General features: G+C 54.0%; 22 protein-coding genes. 19 read left to right on the top strand and 3 right to left on the bottom strand.

Annotated elements, in window-relative coordinates; translation table 11 throughout:
- The first annotated feature begins 48 nt into the window (after window positions 1-48).
- From tkt to WBJ47_RS10350, 3 genes are read left to right on the top strand one after another with little or no spacing between them, the layout of a single operon-like run.
- Window positions 49-2,094, top strand: a complete 2,046-nt coding sequence (gene tkt / locus WBJ47_RS10360; RefSeq protein ID WP_422245240.1) for a transketolase — start codon at window positions 49-51, stop codon at window positions 2,092-2,094.
- Between the two features lie 27 nt (window positions 2,095-2,121).
- Window positions 2,122-3,135, top strand: a complete 1,014-nt coding sequence (gene gap / locus WBJ47_RS10355) for a type I glyceraldehyde-3-phosphate dehydrogenase (protein WP_422245242.1) — start codon at window positions 2,122-2,124, stop codon at window positions 3,133-3,135.
- 23 nt (window positions 3,136-3,158) lie between these two features.
- Window positions 3,159-4,355 carry a phosphoglycerate kinase gene (locus WBJ47_RS10350; protein WP_422245243.1) on the top strand — a complete coding sequence of 399 codons (1,197 nt, stop codon included), beginning with the start codon at window positions 3,159-3,161 and terminating at the stop codon, window positions 4,353-4,355.
- A gap of 42 nt (window positions 4,356-4,397) precedes the next feature.
- Here the strand turns inward: WBJ47_RS10350 and WBJ47_RS10345 are convergent, their stop codons facing one another.
- A complete protein-coding gene (locus tag WBJ47_RS10345; protein ID WP_422245245.1) occupies window positions 4,398-4,727 on the bottom strand; it encodes a DHCW motif cupin fold protein in 330 nt (109 codons plus the stop codon).
- Window positions 4,728-4,825: 98 nt separating this feature from the next.
- Here WBJ47_RS10345 and WBJ47_RS10340 point away from each other — a divergent pair, with 98 nt between their 5' ends.
- Genes WBJ47_RS10340 through mog form a run of 3 tightly spaced genes read left to right on the top strand, consistent with a single transcriptional unit; the run spans window position 4,826 to window position 6,731 of the window.
- Window positions 4,826-5,794: a DnaJ C-terminal domain-containing protein gene (locus tag WBJ47_RS10340; RefSeq protein WP_422245246.1), complete on the top strand. Its 969-nt coding sequence runs from the start codon at window positions 4,826-4,828 to the stop codon at window positions 5,792-5,794.
- Window positions 5,791-6,117: a chaperone modulator CbpM gene (locus tag WBJ47_RS10335; RefSeq protein WP_422245248.1), complete on the top strand. Its 327-nt coding sequence runs from the start codon at window positions 5,791-5,793 to the stop codon at window positions 6,115-6,117. The genes WBJ47_RS10340 and WBJ47_RS10335 overlap by 4 nt, the downstream gene beginning before the upstream one ends.
- The gene (mog, locus tag WBJ47_RS10330; RefSeq protein WP_422245250.1) at window positions 6,114-6,731 is read left to right on the top strand and encodes a molybdopterin adenylyltransferase; all 618 of its coding nucleotides are present in this window, start codon (window positions 6,114-6,116) and stop codon (window positions 6,729-6,731) included. The genes WBJ47_RS10335 and mog overlap by 4 nt, the downstream gene beginning before the upstream one ends.
- Window positions 6,732-6,753: 22 nt before the next feature.
- On the opposite strand, the gene WBJ47_RS10325 is transcribed toward mog, so the two are convergent.
- Complete coding sequence (locus tag WBJ47_RS10325; protein WP_422245252.1) at window positions 6,754-7,911, bottom strand: methyltransferase; 1,158 nt, start codon at window positions 7,909-7,911, stop codon at window positions 6,754-6,756.
- A 136-nt stretch (window positions 7,912-8,047) separates the two neighbouring features.
- Between WBJ47_RS10325 and fba the strand changes: the two genes are divergently transcribed.
- The 13 genes from fba (at window position 8,048) to WBJ47_RS10260 (ending at window position 20,967) form a co-directional block, all read left to right on the top strand.
- Complete coding sequence (fba, locus tag WBJ47_RS10320; protein ID WP_422245254.1) at window positions 8,048-9,112, top strand: class II fructose-bisphosphate aldolase; 1,065 nt, start codon at window positions 8,048-8,050, stop codon at window positions 9,110-9,112.
- Between the two features lie 5 nt (window positions 9,113-9,117).
- On the top strand, window positions 9,118-9,999 hold the full coding sequence (locus WBJ47_RS10315) for a phosphoribosylaminoimidazolesuccinocarboxamide synthase (RefSeq protein WP_422245256.1): 882 nt from the start codon (window positions 9,118-9,120) through the stop codon (window positions 9,997-9,999).
- 38 nt (window positions 10,000-10,037) lie between these two features.
- The gene (gene purE, locus WBJ47_RS10310) at window positions 10,038-10,544 is read left to right on the top strand and encodes a 5-(carboxyamino)imidazole ribonucleotide mutase (protein ID WP_422245258.1); all 507 of its coding nucleotides are present in this window, start codon (window positions 10,038-10,040) and stop codon (window positions 10,542-10,544) included.
- A 26-nt stretch (window positions 10,545-10,570) separates the two neighbouring features.
- Window positions 10,571-11,698 (top strand): 5-(carboxyamino)imidazole ribonucleotide synthase, encoded by a 1,128-nt coding sequence (locus tag WBJ47_RS10305; RefSeq protein ID WP_422245328.1) that lies wholly within the window; start codon window positions 10,571-10,573, stop codon window positions 11,696-11,698.
- 12 nt (window positions 11,699-11,710) lie between these two features.
- The gene (locus WBJ47_RS10300; RefSeq protein WP_422245259.1) at window positions 11,711-12,733 is read left to right on the top strand and encodes an L-threonylcarbamoyladenylate synthase; all 1,023 of its coding nucleotides are present in this window, start codon (window positions 11,711-11,713) and stop codon (window positions 12,731-12,733) included.
- A 144-nt stretch (window positions 12,734-12,877) separates the two neighbouring features.
- Window positions 12,878-14,551 carry an AMP-binding protein gene (locus WBJ47_RS10295; RefSeq protein WP_422245261.1) on the top strand — a complete coding sequence of 558 codons (1,674 nt, stop codon included), beginning with the start codon at window positions 12,878-12,880 and terminating at the stop codon, window positions 14,549-14,551.
- Window positions 14,552-14,569: 18 nt separating this feature from the next.
- The gene (locus WBJ47_RS10290; protein ID WP_422245263.1) at window positions 14,570-15,352 is read left to right on the top strand and encodes an enoyl-CoA hydratase/isomerase family protein; all 783 of its coding nucleotides are present in this window, start codon (window positions 14,570-14,572) and stop codon (window positions 15,350-15,352) included.
- Window positions 15,353-15,355: 3 nt separating this feature from the next.
- Window positions 15,356-16,114 (top strand): SDR family NAD(P)-dependent oxidoreductase, encoded by a 759-nt coding sequence (locus WBJ47_RS10285; RefSeq protein WP_422245265.1) that lies wholly within the window; start codon window positions 15,356-15,358, stop codon window positions 16,112-16,114.
- Window positions 16,115-16,129: 15 nt separating this feature from the next.
- Window positions 16,130-17,308, top strand: a complete 1,179-nt coding sequence (locus WBJ47_RS10280) for an acyl-CoA dehydrogenase family protein (RefSeq protein WP_422245267.1) — start codon at window positions 16,130-16,132, stop codon at window positions 17,306-17,308.
- On the top strand, window positions 17,305-18,180 hold the full coding sequence (locus WBJ47_RS10275) for a 3-hydroxyacyl-CoA dehydrogenase family protein (protein WP_422245269.1): 876 nt from the start codon (window positions 17,305-17,307) through the stop codon (window positions 18,178-18,180). Before WBJ47_RS10280 ends, WBJ47_RS10275 begins: the two co-directional genes overlap by 4 nt.
- A 5-nt stretch (window positions 18,181-18,185) precedes the next feature.
- Window positions 18,186-18,851 (top strand): 3-hydroxyacyl-CoA dehydrogenase family protein, encoded by a 666-nt coding sequence (locus WBJ47_RS10270; RefSeq protein WP_422245270.1) that lies wholly within the window; start codon window positions 18,186-18,188, stop codon window positions 18,849-18,851.
- Window positions 18,838-19,944, top strand: a complete 1,107-nt coding sequence (locus tag WBJ47_RS10265; protein ID WP_424585625.1) for a CaiB/BaiF CoA transferase family protein — start codon at window positions 18,838-18,840, stop codon at window positions 19,942-19,944. Before WBJ47_RS10270 ends, WBJ47_RS10265 begins: the two co-directional genes overlap by 14 nt.
- A gap of 54 nt (window positions 19,945-19,998) precedes the next feature.
- The gene (locus WBJ47_RS10260) at window positions 19,999-20,967 is read left to right on the top strand and encodes a Bug family tripartite tricarboxylate transporter substrate binding protein (RefSeq protein ID WP_422245273.1); all 969 of its coding nucleotides are present in this window, start codon (window positions 19,999-20,001) and stop codon (window positions 20,965-20,967) included.
- A gap of 29 nt (window positions 20,968-20,996) precedes the next feature.
- On the opposite strand, the gene WBJ47_RS10255 is transcribed toward WBJ47_RS10260, so the two are convergent.
- Window positions 20,997-21,764 (bottom strand): short-chain dehydrogenase/reductase, encoded by a 768-nt coding sequence (locus WBJ47_RS10255; RefSeq protein WP_422245274.1) that lies wholly within the window; start codon window positions 21,762-21,764, stop codon window positions 20,997-20,999.
- Between the last annotated feature and the right edge of the window lie 75 nt (window positions 21,765-21,839).

Below are 21,839 nucleotides of genomic sequence, written 5' to 3'. Positions count from 1 at the left end.
TGTAACCCATTTTTCTGATCCCGTGAGTTCACGGCCGGGACCCATCGCATGAGCACAACTATCGCCACCCCCGTCAAACTGGCAGATGCCATCCGTGCACTCGCCATGGACGCTGTTCAACAAGCCAATTCCGGTCACCCCGGAGCCCCGATGGGGATGGCCGAGATGGCCGAAGCACTTTTTACCCGTCATTTGCGACACAACCCTGCCGACCCTGCCTGGCCCAACCGCGACCGTTTCGTGTTGTCGAACGGGCATGGTTCGATGCTGATTTACGCCTTGTTGCACCTGACTGGATATGACCTCCCCATGGAGGAGTTGCGCAAATTCCGTCAATTGCATTCCAAAACGCCTGGTCATCCAGAGGTAGGCATCACTTCCGGCGTGGAAACCACCACAGGACCACTCGGTCAAGGCTTGGCGAATGCGGTCGGGATGGCACTCTCTGAGTCATTGCTGGCGGCTGAATTCAATCGCCCAGAACACAAAATTGTCGATCACCATACCTACGCTTTCGTAGGTGATGGTTGTTTGATGGAAGGGATTTCACACGAGGTCTGTTCACTGGCCGGGACCTTGCGTCTCTCCAAGCTGGTTGTTCTGTATGACGACAACGGCATCTCGATTGATGGCAAAGTAGAAAACTGGTTCGCCGACGATACCGCCAAGCGTTTTGAAGCCTATGGCTGGAATGTCGTGCGTGTGGCGAATGGTCATGACGTTGAGGCTGTTCATGCCGCGCTGGCGCAGGCTCGCAAGCTAGGTGCCCAGCACAGTCGTCCAACCTTAATCATTTGCCGGACCGTCATCGGCCAGGGTGCCCCGACTGTCGCGGGTACGGACAAGGTCCACGGCGCCCCGCTTGGCGCAGAAGAAATTGCTGCAACGCGTGCCGCGATTGGCTGGCCCTATGCGCCTTTTGAGATTCCTGAGACGGTCTACGCTGGCTGGGATCAACGCAGCGTGGGCGCTCAGGCGCAGTCAGGTTGGCAGAAAACGTTTGATGCCTACGCGGCTCAGTTTCCTGCTGAGGCAGCCGAATTTATGCGTCGGATGAAAGGCGCCTTGCCCGCTAATTTTGCGGCGGTTGCTGAAAAGCTGCTGTCTGCGACAAACGAAAAAGCGGAGACTGTGGCCTCGCGTAAGGCGTCCCAACAAGCCATTACCGCCTTGGTCGAGGTCTTGCCAGAAATGCTCGGCGGTTCTGCTGATTTGACGGGCTCGAACTTCACGGACTGGAAGGGTGTCGGGGCTGTGCGCGCTGGCGCGGATGGCATTCAGTTTGGTCGTCACATTAATTATGGCGTGCGCGAGTTCGGGATGGCGGCGATCATGAATGGCATGGCGCTCCATGGCGGTTACTTGCCGTTTGGTGGCACCTTCCTGACGTTCTCCGACTATTCGCGCAATGCGCTTCGTATGGCCGCGCTGATGAAGCAGCGTGTGGTGCATGTGTTTACCCACGATTCCATTGGTTTGGGCGAGGATGGACCGACACACCAGTCAATCGAGCACGCGAGCAGCTTGCGTTTGATTCCCAATTTATCCGTTTGGCGTCCCTGCGATACGGTTGAGACGATGGCTGCATGGTTGGCCGCTGTCGAGCGCCCAAGCAGTATCGGGATGGATGTTCATGCTGGCGGTCCGACTGCGCTGTTGCTCTCCAGGCAAAATTTGCCTTTTGTGGCGCGCAGTGCCGAAACGCTCAAACAGGTCGCGCGTGGCGGCTATGTGCTTCAAGAGGCGGCAGGTGCCCAAGCGGCGATTATTGCCACCGGCTCCGAGGTTGCACTCGCGATCGAAGCACAGAAACTCCTGGCAGCCGAAGGCATTGCCGTGCGTGTGGTTTCCATGCCAAGCACGGATGTGTTTGACAAACAAGATGCCGCCTGGCGCGCCTCGGTCTTGCCTAAAGGCATGCCGCGCGTCGCAGTTGAGGCTGGCGTCACCGCTTTTTGGCACAAATATGTTGGACTTGAAGGTGCAGTGGTAGGTATTGATACATACGGCGAATCGGCACCTGCCGGCGCGTTGTTCAAACACTTCGGACTGACTGCTGAAAAAGTGGCGCAGGCCGTTAAAAATATTTTATAAATTTTGCAAACTTAGGAGCTTGGTCTCATGACAATTCGCGTCGCTATTAACGGTTATGGTCGTATTGGTCGCAACATTTTGCGTGCACATTACGAAGGTGGCAAAAAGCACGATATCGAAATCGTGGCCATCAATGACTTGGGTGACCCCAAGACAAACGCCCACCTGACGCAATATGACACCGCACACGGCCGCTTTCCCGGCACCGTTGGCGTTGAGGGCGAGTACATGGTTGTCAATGGCGACAAAATCCGTGTGTTGGCCAACCGTAACCCTGCCGAGTTGCCCTGGGGTGACCTGAAAGTAGACGTGGTGCTCGAGTGCACTGGCTTCTTTACCAGCAAAGAAAAAGCTTCGGCCCACCTCAAAGGCGGCGCCAAAAAAGTCATTATTTCCGCACCAGGCGGCAAAGATGTCGATGCGACCATCGTGTTTGGTGTCAACCAGGACGTACTCAAGAAAGAGCACACCGTCATCTCGAACGCTTCTTGCACAACAAACTGTTTGGCACCCCTAGTCAAGCCTTTACATGAAAAGCTGGGTGTTGTGACCGGTCTGATGACCACGATCCATGCCTACACCAACGACCAAGTATTGACAGACGTTTATCACGAAGACTTGCGTCGTGCCCGCTCGGCCACCATGAGCATGATCCCCACCAAGACGGGTGCGGCGGCGGCTGTTGGTTTGGTATTGCCTGAGCTGAACGGCAAGTTGGACGGTTTTGCGATGCGCGTGCCGACGATCAACGTCTCGATCGTGGACTTGACCTTTACGGCCAAGCGCGACACGACAGTCGAAGAAGTCAATGCCATCCTCAAGGATGCCGCAGAGTCTGGTCCTCTAAAGGGCATCCTGACTTACAACACCGAGCAATTAGTGTCGGTAGACTTTAACCACAATCCTGCTTCGAGTAACTTCGATGCCACCTTGACCAAGGTCTCGGGCAATCTGGTGAAGGTCAACTCTTGGTATGACAACGAGTGGGGTTTCAGCAACCGTATGCTCGATACGACTATCGCCTTGATGTCTGCTAAATAATTGTTTGTAAAAATAAGCTGATCATGACCACCGTTCACACTCTTTCTGCACTCGCTCAAGCCGGCAAACTGAAAGGTCAACGCGTATTTATTCGCGCCGACCTGAACGTTCCTTTTGATGACGCAGGTCACATCACCGAGGACACGCGAATCCGCGCCTCGGTACCAGGTATTCGTCTGGCGCTCGATGCCGGCGCTGCCGTGATGGTGACTTCGCATCTGGGGCGTCCGACTGAGGGCACCCTGACACAAGAAGACTCGCTGGCACCTATTGCCAAGCGACTCTCCGAGTTATTGGGAATGCCTGTTGAGCTCGTACAAAACTGGGTGGACGGTGTCTCAGTCGCGCCCGGGCAAGTGGTTTTGCTCGAAAATTGCCGCGTAAACAAAGGCGAAAAGAAAAACGACCCAGAGTTGTCCAAAAAAATGGCCGCTCTGTGTGATGTGTATGTCAATGATGCGTTTGGTACCGCCCATCGCGCTGAGGCCACCACACACGGCATCGCGCAGTTTGCACCGATCGCCTGTGCGGGTCCTCTGTTGCAGGCCGAACTCGAAGCCCTTGGTCGTGCTTTACTAGCTCCCAAGCGTCCTCTGGTCGCGATCGTTGGCGGCTCAAAAGTTTCCACCAAGCTTTCCATACTCCAGTCCTTGGCCGACAAGGTTGATCAGTTGATTGTGGGCGGTGGTATTGCCAATACATTTATGCTTGCAGCAGGCTTGCCCATTGGAAAGTCTCTCGCTGAGCCTGACCAACTCGATCAAGCCCGTGCTGTGATGGAAAAAATGCAGGCGCGTGGTGCTGCTGTGCCGATCCCTGTCGATGTGGTGTGCGCAAAAGAGTTTTCTGCTCAAGCCAAGGCCACCACCAAATCTGCCAAAGATGTCGAGGCGGACGATTTGATCTTGGATATTGGTCCACAGACCTCAGCTCAGTTGGCCGAGATTTTGAAAAATGCTGGCACGATCGTCTGGAACGGGCCGGTTGGCGTGTTTGAGATTGAAGCGTTTGCCCAAGGAACGGCTTCTGTTTCTCACGCAATTGCTGCGTCGGCTGGCTTTTCAATTGCGGGCGGTGGTGACACGCTTGCCGCGATTGCCAAGTTCGGTATCACTGATCAGGTCGGCTACATCTCCACAGGCGGTGGTGCCTTCTTGGAGTTCCTCGAGGGCAAGGTTTTACCCGCCGTCGATATTTTGCAAAAGCGCGCAGCTGACTAAATTTTTTAGCCAGCCCTCAGCGCGTTTCTGCATCGGGCACGATTAATCCACAATAAACAGTGTTGCACCAGTTTCTGTCGAGGACTGGTGCGGCTCCGCGCCATCTGCGACTTGATAGCTCATGCCAGGCTGCAGGTCAAACACACGACCGTCCTTGAGCTCGGTGCGCAGCGAACCGCTCAAGCACAACAAAATGTGACCCTTTTCACACCAGTGATCCGCGAGATAGCCGGGTGTGTATTCGACCATCCTGACGCGGATGGTGCCAAACTGTTGTGTCCGCCAAAAGGCTTTGCCCGTTGTGCCGGGGTGTTCAGTCGCGGGGATGATTGACCAGTCTGTCGTCCCAAACGGAATATGATTGATTTGCATAGTAGGGTGGTATGTTTAAAAAGGCTTGTATTTTTGTGAATATGCCCCCATTGTGAAGGTGTATCCACCTTTTTGGCGCATTTTTTGCGGCCGCACACATGGAATTTAAAGACTATTACAAAACGCTTGAGCTTACACCGGAGGCTTCGCAGGATGATATCCGCAAAGCCTACCGCAAACTCGCGCGCAAATACCACCCAGACGTCAGTAAGGAAAAGGACGCAGAGACCCGCATGCGCGAGGTCAATGAGGCCAACGACGTGCTGCGGGACGAGGAAAAGCGGGCGGCTTACGATCAGCTTAGAACGAATGTTTCCTCAGGTGGTGCTGCGCCCGGACCAGGCTGGGATCGTGGCTTTGAGTTCGCGGGTGGCGATGGGCATGCACCGAATGAAGCGGAGTTTCATGACTTTTTATCCAGCTTGTTTAAACAAGCCGAGCGCCAGCGGCGCGGCTCGGGCGCGGATCCGCGGCAGGCTAGTGCGCAACAACCCTACAAGGGCGAAGATCATCACGCCGATATTGAAATTTCTCTCGAAGACAGCCTCAATGGTGTGACGCGTGAGTTGGGTTTGCGCTCAGTGCAGCTTGATGCACAAGGCCGCCCTCAGCTCGTCAATCGCACCTTGAGTGTCAAGATTCCTGTGGGTGTGCGGGCGGGTCAGATGATTCGACTGTCCGGTCAGGGCATGCCCGGCGAGGCGGGCGGTCCAGCAGGGGATTTGTTTTTGACGGTGCACTTTGCCCCGCACCCTGTCTATCAAGTGCAGGGCCGGGATTTAAGCATGAAGCTGCCAGTCGCGCCTTGGGAGGCGGCTTGCGGCGGTCAGGTCCGCGTGCCGACTCTGCAGGGTGAGGTCGAGGTCAGTATTAGCGCGGGTAGTCAGCCGGGCAGCAAACTCAGATTGCGCGGCAAAGGCTTGCCTGGTGAACCGGCAGGTGATTTGTATTTGGTGTTAGATGTCGTGTGGCCTCCCGCCACCACAGAAGCGGCGAAAGAGGCCTACCAAGCGTTAGCCAAGGCGGCACCTTTTAATCCGCGCCGCCATTTGGGAGTACAGGGATGAAATCGGTCACGATTTACTCAGCCGTGATGGTGGATGGCGGTGCGCCGCTGTCTTTGCATGAGATGGCGTATTTGTGTGAACAACACGTGGATTGGGTGGTGAGCCTCGTGCGCGAAGGACTCGTGGGCATTGAGCGCGATGTCCTCCCGTCAGAGACGTCGCCCGATCATTGGGTATTCGCCAGTGCTGCGGCGGCTCGCGCCCGTCAGATTGCCCGTGCGCAGAGAGACTTCGATGTCAATCTGGACGCGGCAGCGCTGATGGTGGATTTGATGGAAGAAGTCAGACAGTTAAGAGCGCAGCTTGAGGTGTATCAAAGATGAATGCTAGTCGTCACCCCGATACGATTCGTATCGGTCTTGTTTCTGTTTCAGATCGTGCTTCCAAAGGTGTTTACGAAGATCAGGGCATTCCTGCTTTGCAAGCTTGGCTGGGAAAGGCTGTCACCACCCCAATTGAGTACGTGACTCGCTTGATTCAGGACGATGCACCGACGATTTCGGCCGCATTGGTTGAGTTGGTGGATGTCGAGCGTTGCGATCTAGTACTCACGACTGGTGGAACGGGCCCGGCACGCCGTGACGTGACTCCAGAAGCAACGGTGGCGGTGGCCACCCGTGAGATGCCAGGCTTTGGTGAACAAATGCGCCAGATCAGCTTGCAGTTTGTTCCCACCGCGATTTTGTCGCGACAAGTCGCGGTGCTGAGAGAGACTGAAGACCACGCAGCATTGATCATCAATTTACCGGGACAACCCAAGGCGATCAGCGAAACGCTGGAGGGACTTAAGCGTGAAGACGGTACCGTCGTCGCATCAGGTATTTTTGCGGCTGTCCCGTACTGCATTGACCTGATTGGCGGGCCCTACATTGAGACCGACGATGCTGTGGTCAAGGCGTTCAGACCCAAGTCTGCGCGTCGTACGCCGGCGGCTTAACGCCGCCATTTCACCACATCACTTAGGCACGCAGACGCCACAGCGAGGTGACTTCGGCGCGTCGCGCGTCGGCCAGAGGATCTTCCTCGTCCTTAGTCTTGGCATGCATGGGGCGAATGTCTAGTCGCTCCATAACCCTCAGTCCGGCGGTTTCGATCATATCCAGCAAGTCTTCGCGCGTGCGCAGACCCAAATGCTCTGCAAGGTCTGACAAAATCAGCCACCCCTCACCCTGAGGGGTGAGGTGCGCGCCCAGACCCTTTAAAAACCCATTGAGCATATGCTGATCCTGATCGTAGATCGCGTGCTCCAACCCTGAAGCAGGGCGACCCGGCAGCCAAGGTGGATTACAGACGATCAGATCCGCTTGCCCGTCAGGAAATAGATCCGCTTGCACAAACTTCACGCCCGAAGACAAGCCTAAACGTTCGATGTTTTCTTGGGCGCAATCCAGGGCGCGAGCATGCGTGTCCGTCGCGGTGACGTGTTTAATCCCGCGTTTGAGCAATAGCGCGGCGATCACACCTGTGCCTGTACCGATGTCAAAGGCGTGACCCAGCATGCCGGGACCTTGCGGGAGCGGGGCCTGCGCAATCAGCTCTAAATACTCGGAGCGGGTGGGTGCAAAGACTCCGTAATGAGGATGGATCCGAGCACCCAGCGCTGGGATGTCGATGCCATTTTTACGCCACTCATAGGCACTGATGAGGCCCAGCAGTTCGGTCAAGGGCATGACATAGCCGGTTTTGCTGTCGCCGTGGGCGGCCAGGCAGGCTCCTTTGACATCGGGTGCGCGACGGTGTTTGAGGAGGTGATGCGGCTCAAAAGGCAAGCACAGCATCCCCAACGTACGGGCACGTTGGGCGCGCGCCAGTCTGACTTGGTGAAAACGCTCGGGGTAGGGGAGTTCAAGGTATTTTGGACGACGTTTGGCCGTGCGTCGCGCCAAAGCGTGCAACAGCTGGCGGGCATTTTGAAAGTCACCGGTCCAAATCAGCGCGACACCTTCGCTTGCCAGTCTGTAGGCGGTGTCGGCACTCATCGTGTCATCGGCGAGCATCGTACGTTTAGGGGGTGCCCAGCCGTTTTCAGAGCGCCAGGCTGAGGTGAGCGTTTGCTCGCCTGCGAGCCAGGAAATTGTGGGGGTCGTACTGTGTAAATCGGGTTTGCCGTGCGGCATGGAGGTTTCTCATTAGAGGATCAAAAGTGCTTGGACCGGAGTTTTTGGGGGGCATAGGGCAAATACGTCCGTGCTGCCGTAAAATACTCGGTAAATTCCCTACAACCCCGACATTTTGCTCTAAAAAGGATTTCTCATGGCTTTAGTTTCCATGCGCCAGCTTCTGGACCACGCCGCCGAGCATGGTTATGGCATTCCCGCATTTAACGTGAATAACCTGGAACAGGTGCAGGCCATTATGGAAGCGGCTGCCCAGACTGACAGCCCGGTCATCATGCAGGCCTCCGCAGGTGCGCGCAAATACGCTGGCGAAGGCTTCCTGAAATATCTGATTCAAGCAGCAGTCGAGTCCTATCCTCATATTCCTGTTGTGATGCACCAGGATCACGGTCAGTCACCCAAAATCTGTCAGGGCGCGATTGACCTGGGATTTTCTAGCGTGATGATGGACGGTTCGCTTAAAGAAGACGGCAAATCGATCGCCGACTACGACTACAACGTTGCCGTGACCAAGCAGGTCGTGGATATGGCCCACAAGCTGGGTGTCACGGTCGAGGGTGAGCTGGGTTGTCTGGGTTCGCTCGAAACCATGGAAGGTGACAAAGAAGACGGTCACGGTGCCGATGGCAAGCTGACGATGGAGCAGTTGTTGACCGATCCTGAGCAGGCAGCGGATTTCGTGCGTCGTACACAGCTCGACGCGCTCGCGATCGCGATCGGTACGAGCCATGGCGCATACAAGTTCACGCGCAAGCCCACAGGCGACATTTTGTCGATCTCCCGCATCAAGGAAATCAACAAGCGTTTGCCGAACACCCACCTCGTGATGCATGGCAGCTCCAGCGTGCCACAGGAGTTGCTGGCTGAGATTCGTCAGTTTGGTGGCGACATGAAAGAGACCTACGGTGTGCCGGTCGAAGAAATCCAAGAGGCCATCAAGTTTGGCGTTCGCAAAATCAACATCGATACCGATATCCGCTTGGCGATGACGGGCGCGATTCGCCGTTTCTTTGCTGAAAACCCAGGCAAGTTCGACCCACGCGAATACCTCAAGCCCGCACGTGAGGCGGCCAAGGCGATCTGTGTCGCACGCTATCAGCAATTTGGTACCGCTGGAAACGCGAGCAAAATCAAGGTTGTGCCGCTCAATGAGGTCGCAGCGCAATACGCCGCTGGAAAATTGTCTCAGGTCGTGCAATAAACGTCATGACGAAAGCACTGTATCAATCCAGCATTCAATCCCTTCCGCTACTTGCGCGCGGTAAAGTGCGCGACATGTACGCGGTTGGCGACGACAAGCTTTTGATCATCGCGAGCGATCGTATCTCCGCGTTTGACGTGATTCTTGATGATCCGATTCCTGGTAAGGGGCAGGTTCTCAAGGAGCTCACCGACTTTTGGTTGGAAAAGCTCGCGCATGTGTTGCCCAATCACTCAACGGGGATCAATCCTGAAGACGTGGTCGCGCCGAACGAACGCGATCAGGTGATCGGACGTGCGGTCGTGGTGAAACGTCTCAAACCCATTATGGTTGAGGCCGTTGCGCGTGGTTATCTGATTGGCTCCGGCTGGAAAGACTATCAAGCGACAGGCGCTGTCTGCGGGATTCAGTTGCCCGCGGGTCTCAAGCAAGCCGGCAAATTACCTCAGCCGATTTTTACGCCAGCCGCTAAAGCCGAGATGGGCTTGCATGATGAGAATGTGGACTTTGCGCATGTCATCAAAGAAGTCGGTCAAGAAATGGCGGAGCGTATTCGTGATGTGACGTTGCGTCTGTACTCCGAGGCTGCGACCTTTGCCGCTACCAAGGGCATTATGATCGCGGATACCAAATTTGAATTCGGTCTGGATGCGAACGGCACGCTGCATTTGATGGACGAGGTGCTCACACCTGATTCCTCACGGTTCTGGCCTGCAGATGGCTATCGCGAAGGCATCAGCCCACCCTCGTTTGACAAGCAGTTTGTTCGTGATTGGCTCGAGACGCAAGACTGGGGTAAAACACCTCCGGCACCGCGACTACCTGCGGATGTGATTGCTAAAACTGCGGCCAAATACCGCGAAGCCCTTGATCGTCTGACCGCCTAATCAACTCACTGTTCTATTTTCATTAGCAAGGCTTTGTTATGACCTCTTTATCTTCTGCTGGTGCACCGCTTGTTGGTGTCATCATGGGTTCATCCAGCGATTGGGAAGTCATGCAACATGCCGTGAGTATACTGAGTGATTTTGGTGTGCCCTGCGAGACTCGGGTGATCTCTGCCCACCGCATGCCCCACGACATGGCTGAATATGGGGCACAGGCAGCAGCGCGCGGTTTGCGCGGTATTATTGCCGGTGCGGGTGGTGCTGCCCATTTGCCTGGCATGATGGCGGCGCTGACCGAAGTCCCTGTGTTTGGTGTGCCAGTGCCCTCCAAGTATTTGCGTGGCGAGGACTCTCTTTTGTCCATCGTGCAAATGCCCAAGGGCATCCCAGTTGCGACGTTTGCGATTGGCGAAGCTGGCGCGGCCAATGCCGCCTTGCACGTGATTGCAACGCTCGCCACAACCGATCCTGCCTTGCGTGAAAAGCTCATTGCTTTCCGCTCACGCCAGACTGAGGCGGCACGTGCCATGCGGGTGCCGCTGTGATTGCACCCGGTGAGTGGTTGGGTCTGATGGGCGGTGGTCAATTAGGCCGCATGTTCTGTCATGCGGCGCAGTCCATGGGTTATCGCGTCGCGGTACTAGATCCTGCGGCAGAGGGACCTGCGGCCTCGGTTGCTGATATGCACATCCAGGCAGACTACGATGATGAAACGGCGCTGATCAAGTTGGCGCAACGCTGCCGAGCCGTGACCACAGAGTTTGAAAACGTCCCCGCCCAAAGCTTGAAGACGTTGGCCTCGCATTGCCGCGTGACACCTGGTTCGCATGCGGTCGAGATTGTTCAGGATCGCATTGCAGAAAAAGCGTTTATCGTCAGTCAGGGCGTCGCCGTCGCACCGTATGCCGCGATCCGTGCAGAGTCAGATTTGCGCGCAGCAGGTGCACATTTGTTTCCAGGTATTTTAAAAGTCGCTCGTCTGGGCTATGACGGTAAAGGCCAGGCGCGCGTGCGCTCGCTCGAGGAGGCATTAAAGGCTTTCGCTGAGTTTGGTGGCGTGCCATGCGTACTCGAAGCCATGCTCGATCTCAAAGAAGAGCTCTCGGTCGTGCTGGCCCGTGGATTAGACGGTCAGTGCGCAGTCTTCCCCATCGCACGCAACGTCCACGAGCAAGGCATTCTGGCTGTGACGACCGTTGACATGCAAGCCGTCCCAATGACGGCGCGTGCAACCGAAGCCGCGTTAGCCATTGCGCAAGGTCTCAAATATGAGGGTGTGCTGTGCGTAGAGTTTTTTGTGTTGGGTGACGGTCAGTTACTCGTCAATGAAATCGCACCACGTCCTCACAATAGCGGTCATTTCAGCATGAATGCCTGTGTGACCAGTCAGTTCGAACAACAGGCGCGCGTCATGGCGGGTTTGCCACTCGGCAGCACACGCTTGCTCGCACCTGTGGTGATGCTCAATATTTTGGGTGATGTTTGGTATCCAGGTTCGGATGACAAACAAGCTGAGCCCGACTGGCAGGGTGTATTGGCCGTGCCGGGTACTTCGTTGCATCTCTATGGCAAGCGCGAAGCGCGTCGCGCACGCAAGATGGGTCATGTCAATTGCACAGGTGCGACGCTTGCCGAAGCCGTCTCCCATGCCAACCAAGTGGTGCAGGTGTTGCGCTTGCCCGTTGCGGCAACGCTTTGAGACGGCGGCTCAGTGACCACAGCCTCTGATCGCGACATCCATCAAGCCGCTCAGGTGTTGCTTCAAGGCGGCTTAGTCGCCTTTCCAACCGAGACGGTGTATGGATTGGGTGCAGATGCTGAGAGTCGCGAGGCGGTTGAACGGATTTATCAGGCCAAAGGGCGTCCTTCTAATCATCCTGTGATTGTTCATGTGGCGCCCGAGGCGGATGTTTCTTATTGGGCAGCTTCGGTGCCTGACGAGGCGCGTGCGCTGATTGATGCGTTTTGGCCAGGCCCTCTCACCTTGATTCTCAAACGTGCCGCGCACATTTCTGATGTGGTGAGCGGAGGACAAGATAGCGTGGGTCTGCGCTGCCCTTCGCACCCAGTTGCGCAAAGACTGATCCGTGCGTTTGCCGCCGGCAAGCCTTCAGGTCAGGGTGGGATCGCCGGACCTTCTGCGAATAAATTCGGTCAAGTATCGCCCACGCAAGCCTCACACGTACGCGATGAGTTTCCCGAACTTGTCGCGGCAGGCATGCCAATCCTCGAGGGCGGTTCTAGCGAGGTTGGCATTGAGTCAACGATTATTGATTTATCTCGCCTCAGCCAAGGTGTCGGCCCTGTGCTGTTGCGCCCCGGATTGATCACGGCAAACCAAATCTCTCAGATATTGGAAACGCCTGTGCACCAGCCTGATGCGCAGGCCCCTCGCGTATCGGGTGCTCTCAAGTCTCACTATGCACCTCAGACGCCCATCAAACTTGTCGCTGGGGCAAGTATCTTGTCTGACGTGCTGTCACTTGTAGAGCGGACTACCCAAAAAATAGTGTGCGTCACACATAGTATTGATCAGGCGATGTGCCCTCGGCATGACCGGATCGAGTGGGTCGCGATGCCCACACAGCCAGCCGCCTATGGCTATGCGCTGTATGCAACCTTGCGTGCGCTGGATCAGGCTCACTACGATTGCATGCTATGGGAAAACGTCCCAGATACGCAAGAATGGTCTGGGATCAAAGATCGACTTGGGCGTGCGGCTGCAGCGTTCTGAGCGCACCATCGCGGCTGTTTTGACACAGATGAAAATTCATCTATGCTAGTACGGATTGAGTTCACAAAAATACAAAAGAGACAAACGTGATCGCGCTGAAAGAAGGATAAACAGGCGTAGTCACACAAGGAGAAAATTTAGATCATGATGCTGACATTGCATGATCCTCAGCAGTCGCACGCGTTCTATAAAAATGGATCTTGGCAATCTGACACATTTTTCAGTCTGCTGGAGCAGCACGCGAATCTTCATCCAGAACAGCGGGCGCTGCGCGACAATTTGGTTGCATTGACATGGTCGCAGTTACTCGGTGAGGTGGAGCGGGTTGCGTTGGCTCTTCATCAAAGCGGCTTGCGACAGGGTGATCGCGTCGCGATTTGGTTGCCGAGTCGAGTCGAAAGCGTGATCGTGATGCTGGCCTGCTCTCGTAACGGCTATGTTTGCTGTCCGTCTTTGCATCAGAGCTATACCTCTGACGAAATCGTGACGTTGCTCAAGCGCATCCGTTGTCGCGCGTTGTTCGCGATGCAAGGCTATGGCTCAGACGCCAAGACCAGTTCAATTTTTGAAAAACTTGATCAAGTGTCAACATTGGCTGCAGTGTATGTAGTTGGTCAGTCTTTGCAACAAGCTGCTTTGGATGTGCCTGCTGAGCGCCAGTATCCGCGACAGGCTATCGACCGTGCGGATTTGCCACCGGTGGTGCTTAATCCCGACAAAATCGTCTATCTTGCCTTTACCTCCGGGACAACAGGTTTACCCAAGGGCGTGATGCATAGTGACAATACACTGTTGGCAAATGGTCGGGGTATGGTGAGAGATTGGCATCACGACCGAGAGACCGTGCTGCTCGCCTTGAGTCCGATGAGTCATCACATCGGGACGGTGGCCGTTGAGCAGTGGTTGGTGGCAGGCATGCAGCTTGTCATTCATAATTATGCGCATAGTCAGACAGCGTTGCAATGGATACTGGAAAGTGGTGCGACCTATGTCATGGGTGTGCCCACCCATGCCATGGATATTCTTGAGGATATGCGTCGCAGCAATGTTGAACAACTCGGCGCTGTTAAAACTTTTTATATGGCGGGCTCGCCCATCCCACGAGAAGTCGCAGAACGGTTTCTGAGTGTGGGCGTGCGACCTCAGAATGTATATGGCATGACCGAAAACGGTTCGCACCAGTACACCTTGCCAACAGACCCGACTGATACGATCATCGCGACTTGCGGTAGAGCGGGTGGTGGTTACGAAGTCCGGATTTTTAATCCAGAAAATATCGATGAAGAAATGCCTGTTGGACAGGTCGGCGAAATCGGTGGACGCGGTGGCTTGTTGATGTTGGGTTATTTTGATGATCAAACGGCCACAGAAAAATCCTTTAATCGTGACGGTTGGTTTATGTCAGGTGATCTAGGGATTGTGGATCAGCAGGGTTGCCTTCAAATTGTCGGTCGACAAAAAGATCTCATTATTCGAGGTGGCCACAATATTCATCCAGCGCGCATCGAAGATCTGACCCATCGCCATGCGGGAGTGAGCAAGGCAGCTGCTTTTGCGATCGCAGATGAACGACTAGGTGAGCGAGTTTGCTTGGCAATCATTGCGCGGCCTGGATTCGAGGTTGAAGCACAAGAACTACTCAGTCATTTATACGCAGTCGGGCTATCCAAATACGATATGCCCGAGTATTTCATCGTAATGCCAAAGTTTCCACTCACCGCCAGTGGAAAAATTCTGAAGCGTGAGCTAATGGAGATGGCCAAACGAGGTGAGATCAAGCCAGAGGCGGTTCGATGGAAAGCATCGTCACCGGTATGAATCAATCAGGAGAGAAGGATGGCTGTTGAATTCAGTATTGAAGAGGGACTCGCGCGCATTCATTTAAAGCGTCCAGAGGCACTCAATGCTTTGAGTTTTTCTATTTTGAATGAACTGGGTGCGGTCGTGTCTAAGATTGAAATGGCGATCGAGCAAGGTTTGGTCCGCGGTTTGATCGTCACGGGTGAGGGCGAGAAATCCTTCTGTGCCGGTGCAGATATCAAAGAACTGATGGGACGCACTCTGACCCAAGAACACCAAGGCGCGCGAGCAGGGCAGGAAGCATTTAACCGCATCGCGGCCCTTCGCGTGCCTTCGGTAGCAGTGATTCATGGCTATGCCTTCGGCGGGGGGTTAGAGCTCGCCTTGGCATGCACGTTCCGCGTTGCGACTTCGCGTGCCAAGCTTGGCCTGCCAGAGGTCAAGCTCGGTTTGATTCCAGGCTACGGTGGAACGCAACGTTTACCTCGCCTCATTGGAGAAGACCGAGCGCTGGATATGATTTTGTCAGGCCGCACGGTTGACGCACAGGAGGCCGAGCGCATCGGCTTGGTGACCAGGCTCGTGGAAGATGGAGACGTTGCCGCGATCGGGCGGGCGTTTCTTGCCCCTTATCTCAAACATGGGCTGATTGCTCTTGAAATGGCCCGCTCGGCGGTACAGCGCGGGTTGCAGACCACGCTTGAACAAGGTTTGTTGATTGAGCGTGATTGCTCGACACTGGCGTATCGTAGTCAAGATGCGGTAGAGGGGATGATAGCTTTTGTAGAAAAACGTCCCGCTGTTTTTAAGGATCAATAAGCAATGAGTGTCGAAATCGAAAAAGGTTGTGTGATGGTCACGGGTGCGAGCCGCGGGATTGGTGCGGCGATTGCCTTGGGACTTGCGCGGGCAGGCTATCGCGTGGGCTGCTTGTCGCGCTCAGGCGAAATGCCTCAGATCAGTGGTGTGACGCCAGAAATTGCGGAGCGTTTTTACGCAGCCGCATGCGATGTCAGCCGTCCAGAACAGCTTGCGAAAACTTTTGCTGAAATCACGCAGCGCACTGGCCAGCCAGTTGTGGGTCTTGTGAATAACGCGGGCATCCACTCTCAGGGGCGTATTGAAACCATTGAAGAACGCGAGTTTAAAAATGTGATGGATGTGAATGCGTATTCTGTGCTGGCAGCGAGCCAGTCGATTTATCCCTTTTTGCTCGAACGTAAAAGTGGACTGATCGTCAATATCGGTTCATTTTTTGACAAATTAGGCGTTAAGCAACACTTGACCTATTGCGCGACCAAGGCAGCGGTGGCGGCCATGACGCGTTGCATGGCAGTCGAGTGGGGGAATAAAGGTATTCGAGTGCTGAACGTTGCTCCTGGCTATGTGATGACAGACTTTAATCGCGACCAGATAGAAAAGGGACCGCTAGCAGATTATCTTTCCAAGCGGATCCCCGCTGGCGTGGCTGGGCAGGCGCAGGATATTGGTAATTTTGTAACGTCATTATTTGTGCTGAACTCTCCCTACATGACGGGTGAAACCATTTATATTGATGGTGCCCACGGAATCTTGCAATAGCACTGGATACTCATCATGAATGTATTAAATCGCCTAGACGCAGATCAAAATTGGAATGCCGAAGAGCGCATGTTGTTGGACTCTGTCAGGCAGCTTGCGCGCGAGCGGATCGCGCCTCGCGCTGCCCATTTTGATAAAACCGGCGAATTTCCTTGGGAAAACGTCGCAGCCATCAATGCGCTTGGGCTTAATGCGATGTTCATTCCAGAGGAGTATGGCGGCGCACCGCTGTCCTATTCCTGTTATCTGGCGTGTGTGCGTGAAATCAGCCAGGCTTGTGCATCTACAGGGATTATCTGGGCCACTAATTTCCATGCGGTAAAACCGATTATTGATTTTGGTAACGAAGAGCAAAAGCAGCGACTGTTACCCCGCATTGCTGAGGGTGGCTTGGCCGCTCTCGTGATCACCGAGCCCTCAGCTGGATCTGATGCGACGGGGATGAAGACCAGTTTCAAACCAGACGGCGATGACATTATCGTAAACGGTAATAAGATTTTCATCTCAAATGGTGATGTGGCTGATTTGTATGTCGTATTTGGAAAATGGACAGAAATTGAGGGAAGCAAAGAGTCCATCTCTGCGCTCATCATAGAAAAAGGCACACCCGGATTTTCAGTGACGGGTACAGAAGACAAAATGGGTACCCGTGCCTCTGGAACAGCTTCATTATCTTTCGATCAGGCAAGAGTCAGTCGTGCCAATCTTTTAGTCGGTCCCGGCGAAGGGCTCAGCGTATTGTTAGGCTCGCTCAACAAGTCAAGGCCCAGTGTTGCGGCACACGCACTTGGTATCGCGCGTGCAGCGTTTGAAGATGCGATTGAGTATATGAATGATCGCAGTCAGTCCGGTAAGCGCTTGTTAGAGTTTCAAGGCTTGCAGTTCAATGTCGCTGATCTGGCGGCAGAACTGGTGATGACTGAATCATGGCTCTGGCATGTGGCCAAGCTAATCGAAGCGGATGCACCGAATGTCGGAATCGAAGCGTCGATCTTAAAACTTAAAGCAACGGATATTGCGATGCGCATCGCGACGGATGCGGTGCAGTTCTTGGGCGGCTATGGTTACTGTAAAGATTACCGTGTCGAACGCTTGATGCGAGACGCAAAGATCACTCAGATCTGGGAAGGTACCAATCAGATCCACAGACAACTGATTGGACGCAGTTTTCTAAGAAAGGATAAAAAGAAATGAATCACACGCAAACGGTTGGCGTCGTAGGATGCGGGACGATGGGGACGGGAATCGCAATCGTAGCGGCTCGCGCAGGTTTTAAGACGCGCATTTACGATTTAAATGCGGGCAATCTTGAACTCGCGCGCAAACAAGCTGCCGCCTTTTTGAAAAAATCGGTTGAGCGCGGAAAACTTGCTGAGGGCGAGGATGCCCAGATCATGGCGCAGTTCATGACGACCACGGATATCAGTGAGCTGGCAGATTGTGACTTTGTGATCGAAGCGGTGTTTGAAGATCTCAAGGTGAAACATACGATTTTCAAGCAACTCAACGATGTTTGCGCCGCCCACACGATCTTTGCTTCAAATACCTCCACGATTTCTATTACTGAAATTGCGGGCGGCTCGGGTCGAGCGGATCGTTTTGTTGGCATGCATTTTTGCTTGCCCGCCCAAATGATGAAATTGGTCGAAATGTCTCCTGGGATGAACACCTCTGAGGAAACGTTTGCACGCGCCTGGGCCTTCAGCGAAGCCCTAGGGCAGCGTCCAGTCTGCACACGCGATACGCCCGGATTTATATTGAATTATTTCTTGGTGCCGTGGCATAACGACGTGATCAACATGATTGATCAAGGGGTGGCCGAGCCTGCGGATATTGATTTAGCGGTCAAGACGGCATTAGGTTATCCCCTAGGTCCACTTGAGCTATTGGATATGGTGGGTATGGATACACAGTTGTTGTTGTGTGAAGCCCTGCATGGTGTCACCAACGAGCCGCGAGCGGCTTGTCCGCCACTGGTCAAGCGCATGATTGGCGCAGGCCGGCTTGGTCGTAAGTCTGGGCGCGGATTTCATCGGTACGACAACAATAAGATTTTTGGAGCCTAAGGAACATGAGCTATCAAATTGTTCAGCAGGGTGACAGCCGCTCTTTTCCTCAGGAGCATCCCTTTACGACAGGTGCCAGCGCAACAGGTTCAGGCTTGGTATTTATCGGTGCCAACGCTGCAAAAGCTTACGCCCTTGCAGACGTCACACATGCTGCTCATGATTTTGTGGCGATCGAACTGGGTACGGAATGCCTCGGTGTTCACATTCCAGATGACGATGGCCCAGGCAATGTAGTGGGTTTCGCCCGCTTTCGTCTGGGTGATGATCAGCCGACCAAATTAGTGGAGTTAGTACGCAAGCCCTACACCAGTGATCAAGCGCTTGCTGCTGCGCGTGCGGCCTTTGAAAGTTCGGGTCTTGTGGTGGCGGTGTGTCAGGATTTTCCTGGCCGCATTCTTGATCGTTTGGTACGCCCGTATTACAACGCTGCTTTGCGACGTCTGGATGAGGGCCTCGCCTCTGCAAACGATATGGATATGACCTTGCGCTTGGGTCTCGGTTATCCAGATGGTCCAATTGCATTGCTCAATCGCTCAGGCTTACATCACCATTTTGAGGTGACGCAGAGTTTGTATGAGCAACTAGGCCAAGAGGCTTATGCACCCGCTCGCCGCGCGCGGAACGCCTGGCTCAAGAAAAAATCTGGAGCGGATGATGCAACCTCTTAAGGGCATCAAGGTTCTGGACTTTAGTACGCTTCTGCCCGGGCCTATGTGCACGCTGTTGCTGGCCGAAGCAGGTGCGGATGTGATCAAGATCGAGCGCGCATCGGGTGACGATATGCGTGACTACAGTCCAAAGATCGGAGCAGATAGCGTCAATTTTTCTTTACTCAATCGAGGGAAAAAATCTATTGTCGCGGATCTGAAAGATCCCGCAATCATTGCGAAAATTAAGCATCTGATTACAGAAGCTGATGTGCTGGTCGAGCAGTTTCGTCCAGGTGTGATGGATAGGCTCGGTCTCGCATACGAGGCAGTGGCACAGATGAATCCTCGCCTGGTGTACTGCTCAATCACCGGATTTGGACAAACGGGGCCGAGTGCACAGATTGCCGCGCACGACATGAACTACCAGGCCCGGGCCGGCATGGTGGCACTCAGTGCGGATCGCCATGGCGTGCCTCTCGTGCCGCCTGTACTGACGGCAGACCTTGCGGGCGGTGCCTATCCCGCGATGATGAATATTTTGCTTGGCTTGCGCAAGCGGGATTTGGATGGTCTTGGTTGCCATCTCGACGTAGCCATGGCGGACAACTTGTTTACGCTCATGTACTGGGGGCTTGGAAATGGCTGGGCTGCCAATCAGTGGCCCTCTCCGAGCAATGAACTCATTACCGGAGGAAGCCCGCGTTATCAGGTATACCAAACCCTTGATGATAAGTTTTTGGCAGCGGCTCCTCTAGAAGAAAAGTTCTGGATAAACTTTCTCACACTCGTTGGACTCACTGAACTACAGTCGGTGGAGGATGCGAGACTCGTGACAGCACGTGTGGCCAAAGTGATGGCTCAACGGACTGCAGCAGAGTGGTTAACGATTTTTGAAGGGCACGATGTGTGTGTGACTGAGGTAGTTGGTCTCGAACACGCCACGCAGGACCCACACTTTGTGGAAAGGGGCGTGTTTAAACGTACGCTGCACACCTCGGACGGCACTGTGATCAATGCGTTACCCACGCCTTTAAGTCCATTGTTTTTAGGGGAGGAGAGCAGCGTCAGCAGCCCGAGTTTGGGGCAGCACACGCATGAAATTTTAAAGTGAGGTTGAGGTGAGTTTTTGTAGTACCAAACATAAAAAAATAATTGGAGACAAGACATGAACAAACTTAAATCGTTGGCGATCGCGTTATGCGCGACGATCATTCCAGTTGCTGCCGCTGTTGCGGACACCTGGCCAAGCAAGCCTATTCGTATTGTGGTGACCTTTGCGCCGGGTGGAACCTCTGATGTGCTGGCACGCGCCATTGCACCGGACTTATCCAAGGCCCTCGGTCAGCCTGTTTTGGTCATGAATAAGCCTGGTGGCAATAGCACCATTGCGACACAGGAAGTCGCGCGCTCAGCGCCTGACGGCTATACGATTGGTTTGTTCATCAGCGCGCATTCGATCAATCCATACATTACAAAGTCTTTGCCGTATGACTCAAAGAAGGATTTCACGCCTCTGGCCATGTTGGCCTTGATGCCCGGAATCTTGACTGTCAACCCTGCGGTGCCAGCTAAAAATCTTCAAGAGCTCGTTGCGCTCGCAAAAGCCAAGCCAGGTTCACTCGCGTATGGAACGCCAGGTGGTTTGACCTCAGGTCAATTGTCTATGCAGTATTTAGTTAAGCTGGCTGCCATTGATGTCACAGAAATTGGCTACAAGGGCGGCGGTCCCGCACTCACCGATTTGTTGGCGGGACACATTCAGATGCTGATCAATAGCCCCACCTCGACGATCCCGCATGTGCAAAGTGGCAAACTGCGTCCGATCGCGACAACAGGTGCGACTCGTCCTGCTGCACTGAGTGATATTCCAACGATTGCTGAATCTGGCTTCCCAGGCTTTGAGCTATATGAGTGGTACGCGCTATTTTTGCCTGCAGGAACGCCAAAAAACATCGTGAATCGTCTGCATACAGAGATCATGAAAGTGATGGCTTCACCTGCAATGGTCAAGCGTATCGCTGATATTGGTGCACAGAGCAGTCAGGATACGCCGGAACAGTTTGCAAAATTCCTTGAAAAGGAAGATAAGGTTTGGGGCGATCTTGTTAAACAGATCGGCATCAAACCTCAGTAAAGATGTTGTGCTGGGATGCGTAAAGAGTATTAGGCTCTGAAACGCGTTCCAGCATCTACGGATAGCACATCGCCACTAATATATTTAGCAGCATCTGAAGCAAAGAACACTGCGAGATCGGCCACTTCTTTGGGTTGACCCATGCGACCGTATGGCAGATTTGCCATGACTTTTGCGTAGGCCTGGCGATCAACGTCGGTTTTGGGGTGTAGCAAATTGTCGGTGCGGGGTGTGTGGATCAAGCCTGGGCTGATGCCAAGTACGCGAACGCCATGATCGACGCTCTGCGCACCAAACGCTTTGGTAAAAGCAATCAGGGCGGCATTTGCGACAGACGTTCCAATCGAGTTTGGATTCAGTTTTTCTCCAGCGATACCGATGATGTTGATAATCACACCATATTTTTTAGCCACCATATGTGGATAAAGGGCACGACTGAGCATCATGCTTGACATGACCTTGCCTTCGAAACCTTCACGGAAGCCGTTTGGATCAAGGTCTAGCAACCCGCCACGTGCAACGGCGCCGGCAGAGTTGATGAGAATGTCGGTTTCTGGGAAGGCCTGTGCAACGGCATCTGTGCTGCCAGGAATGGAGAGGTTCGCCGAATGAATCAACACTTCAACGGGGAATTCTTTCTGAAGTGCGCGTTGTGCCTCTTCGAGTGAAGCGAGATCACGCGCCACTAATCGGAGTGCGCAGCCTTGTTCGGCAAGTGCTGTGGCAATGGCAAAGCCAATCCCTTTTGAACCACCCGTTACTAAGGCGACTTTTCCTTTTAACCCTAAATCCATCATGTCTTCTCTTTATAAGTTTTGATTTCGCGTGATAGTAGCCTAGCCAACAATCATAATCAGTAAGATGCTAGATTG

The sequence above is a fragment of the Zwartia sp. genome (assembly GCF_049655405.1).
GTDB lineage: Bacteria > Pseudomonadota > Gammaproteobacteria > Burkholderiales > Burkholderiaceae_B > Zwartia.
The sequence above is the reverse complement of the archived record's forward strand: the minus strand, read 5'-3'. Positions and strand labels throughout refer to the sequence as shown.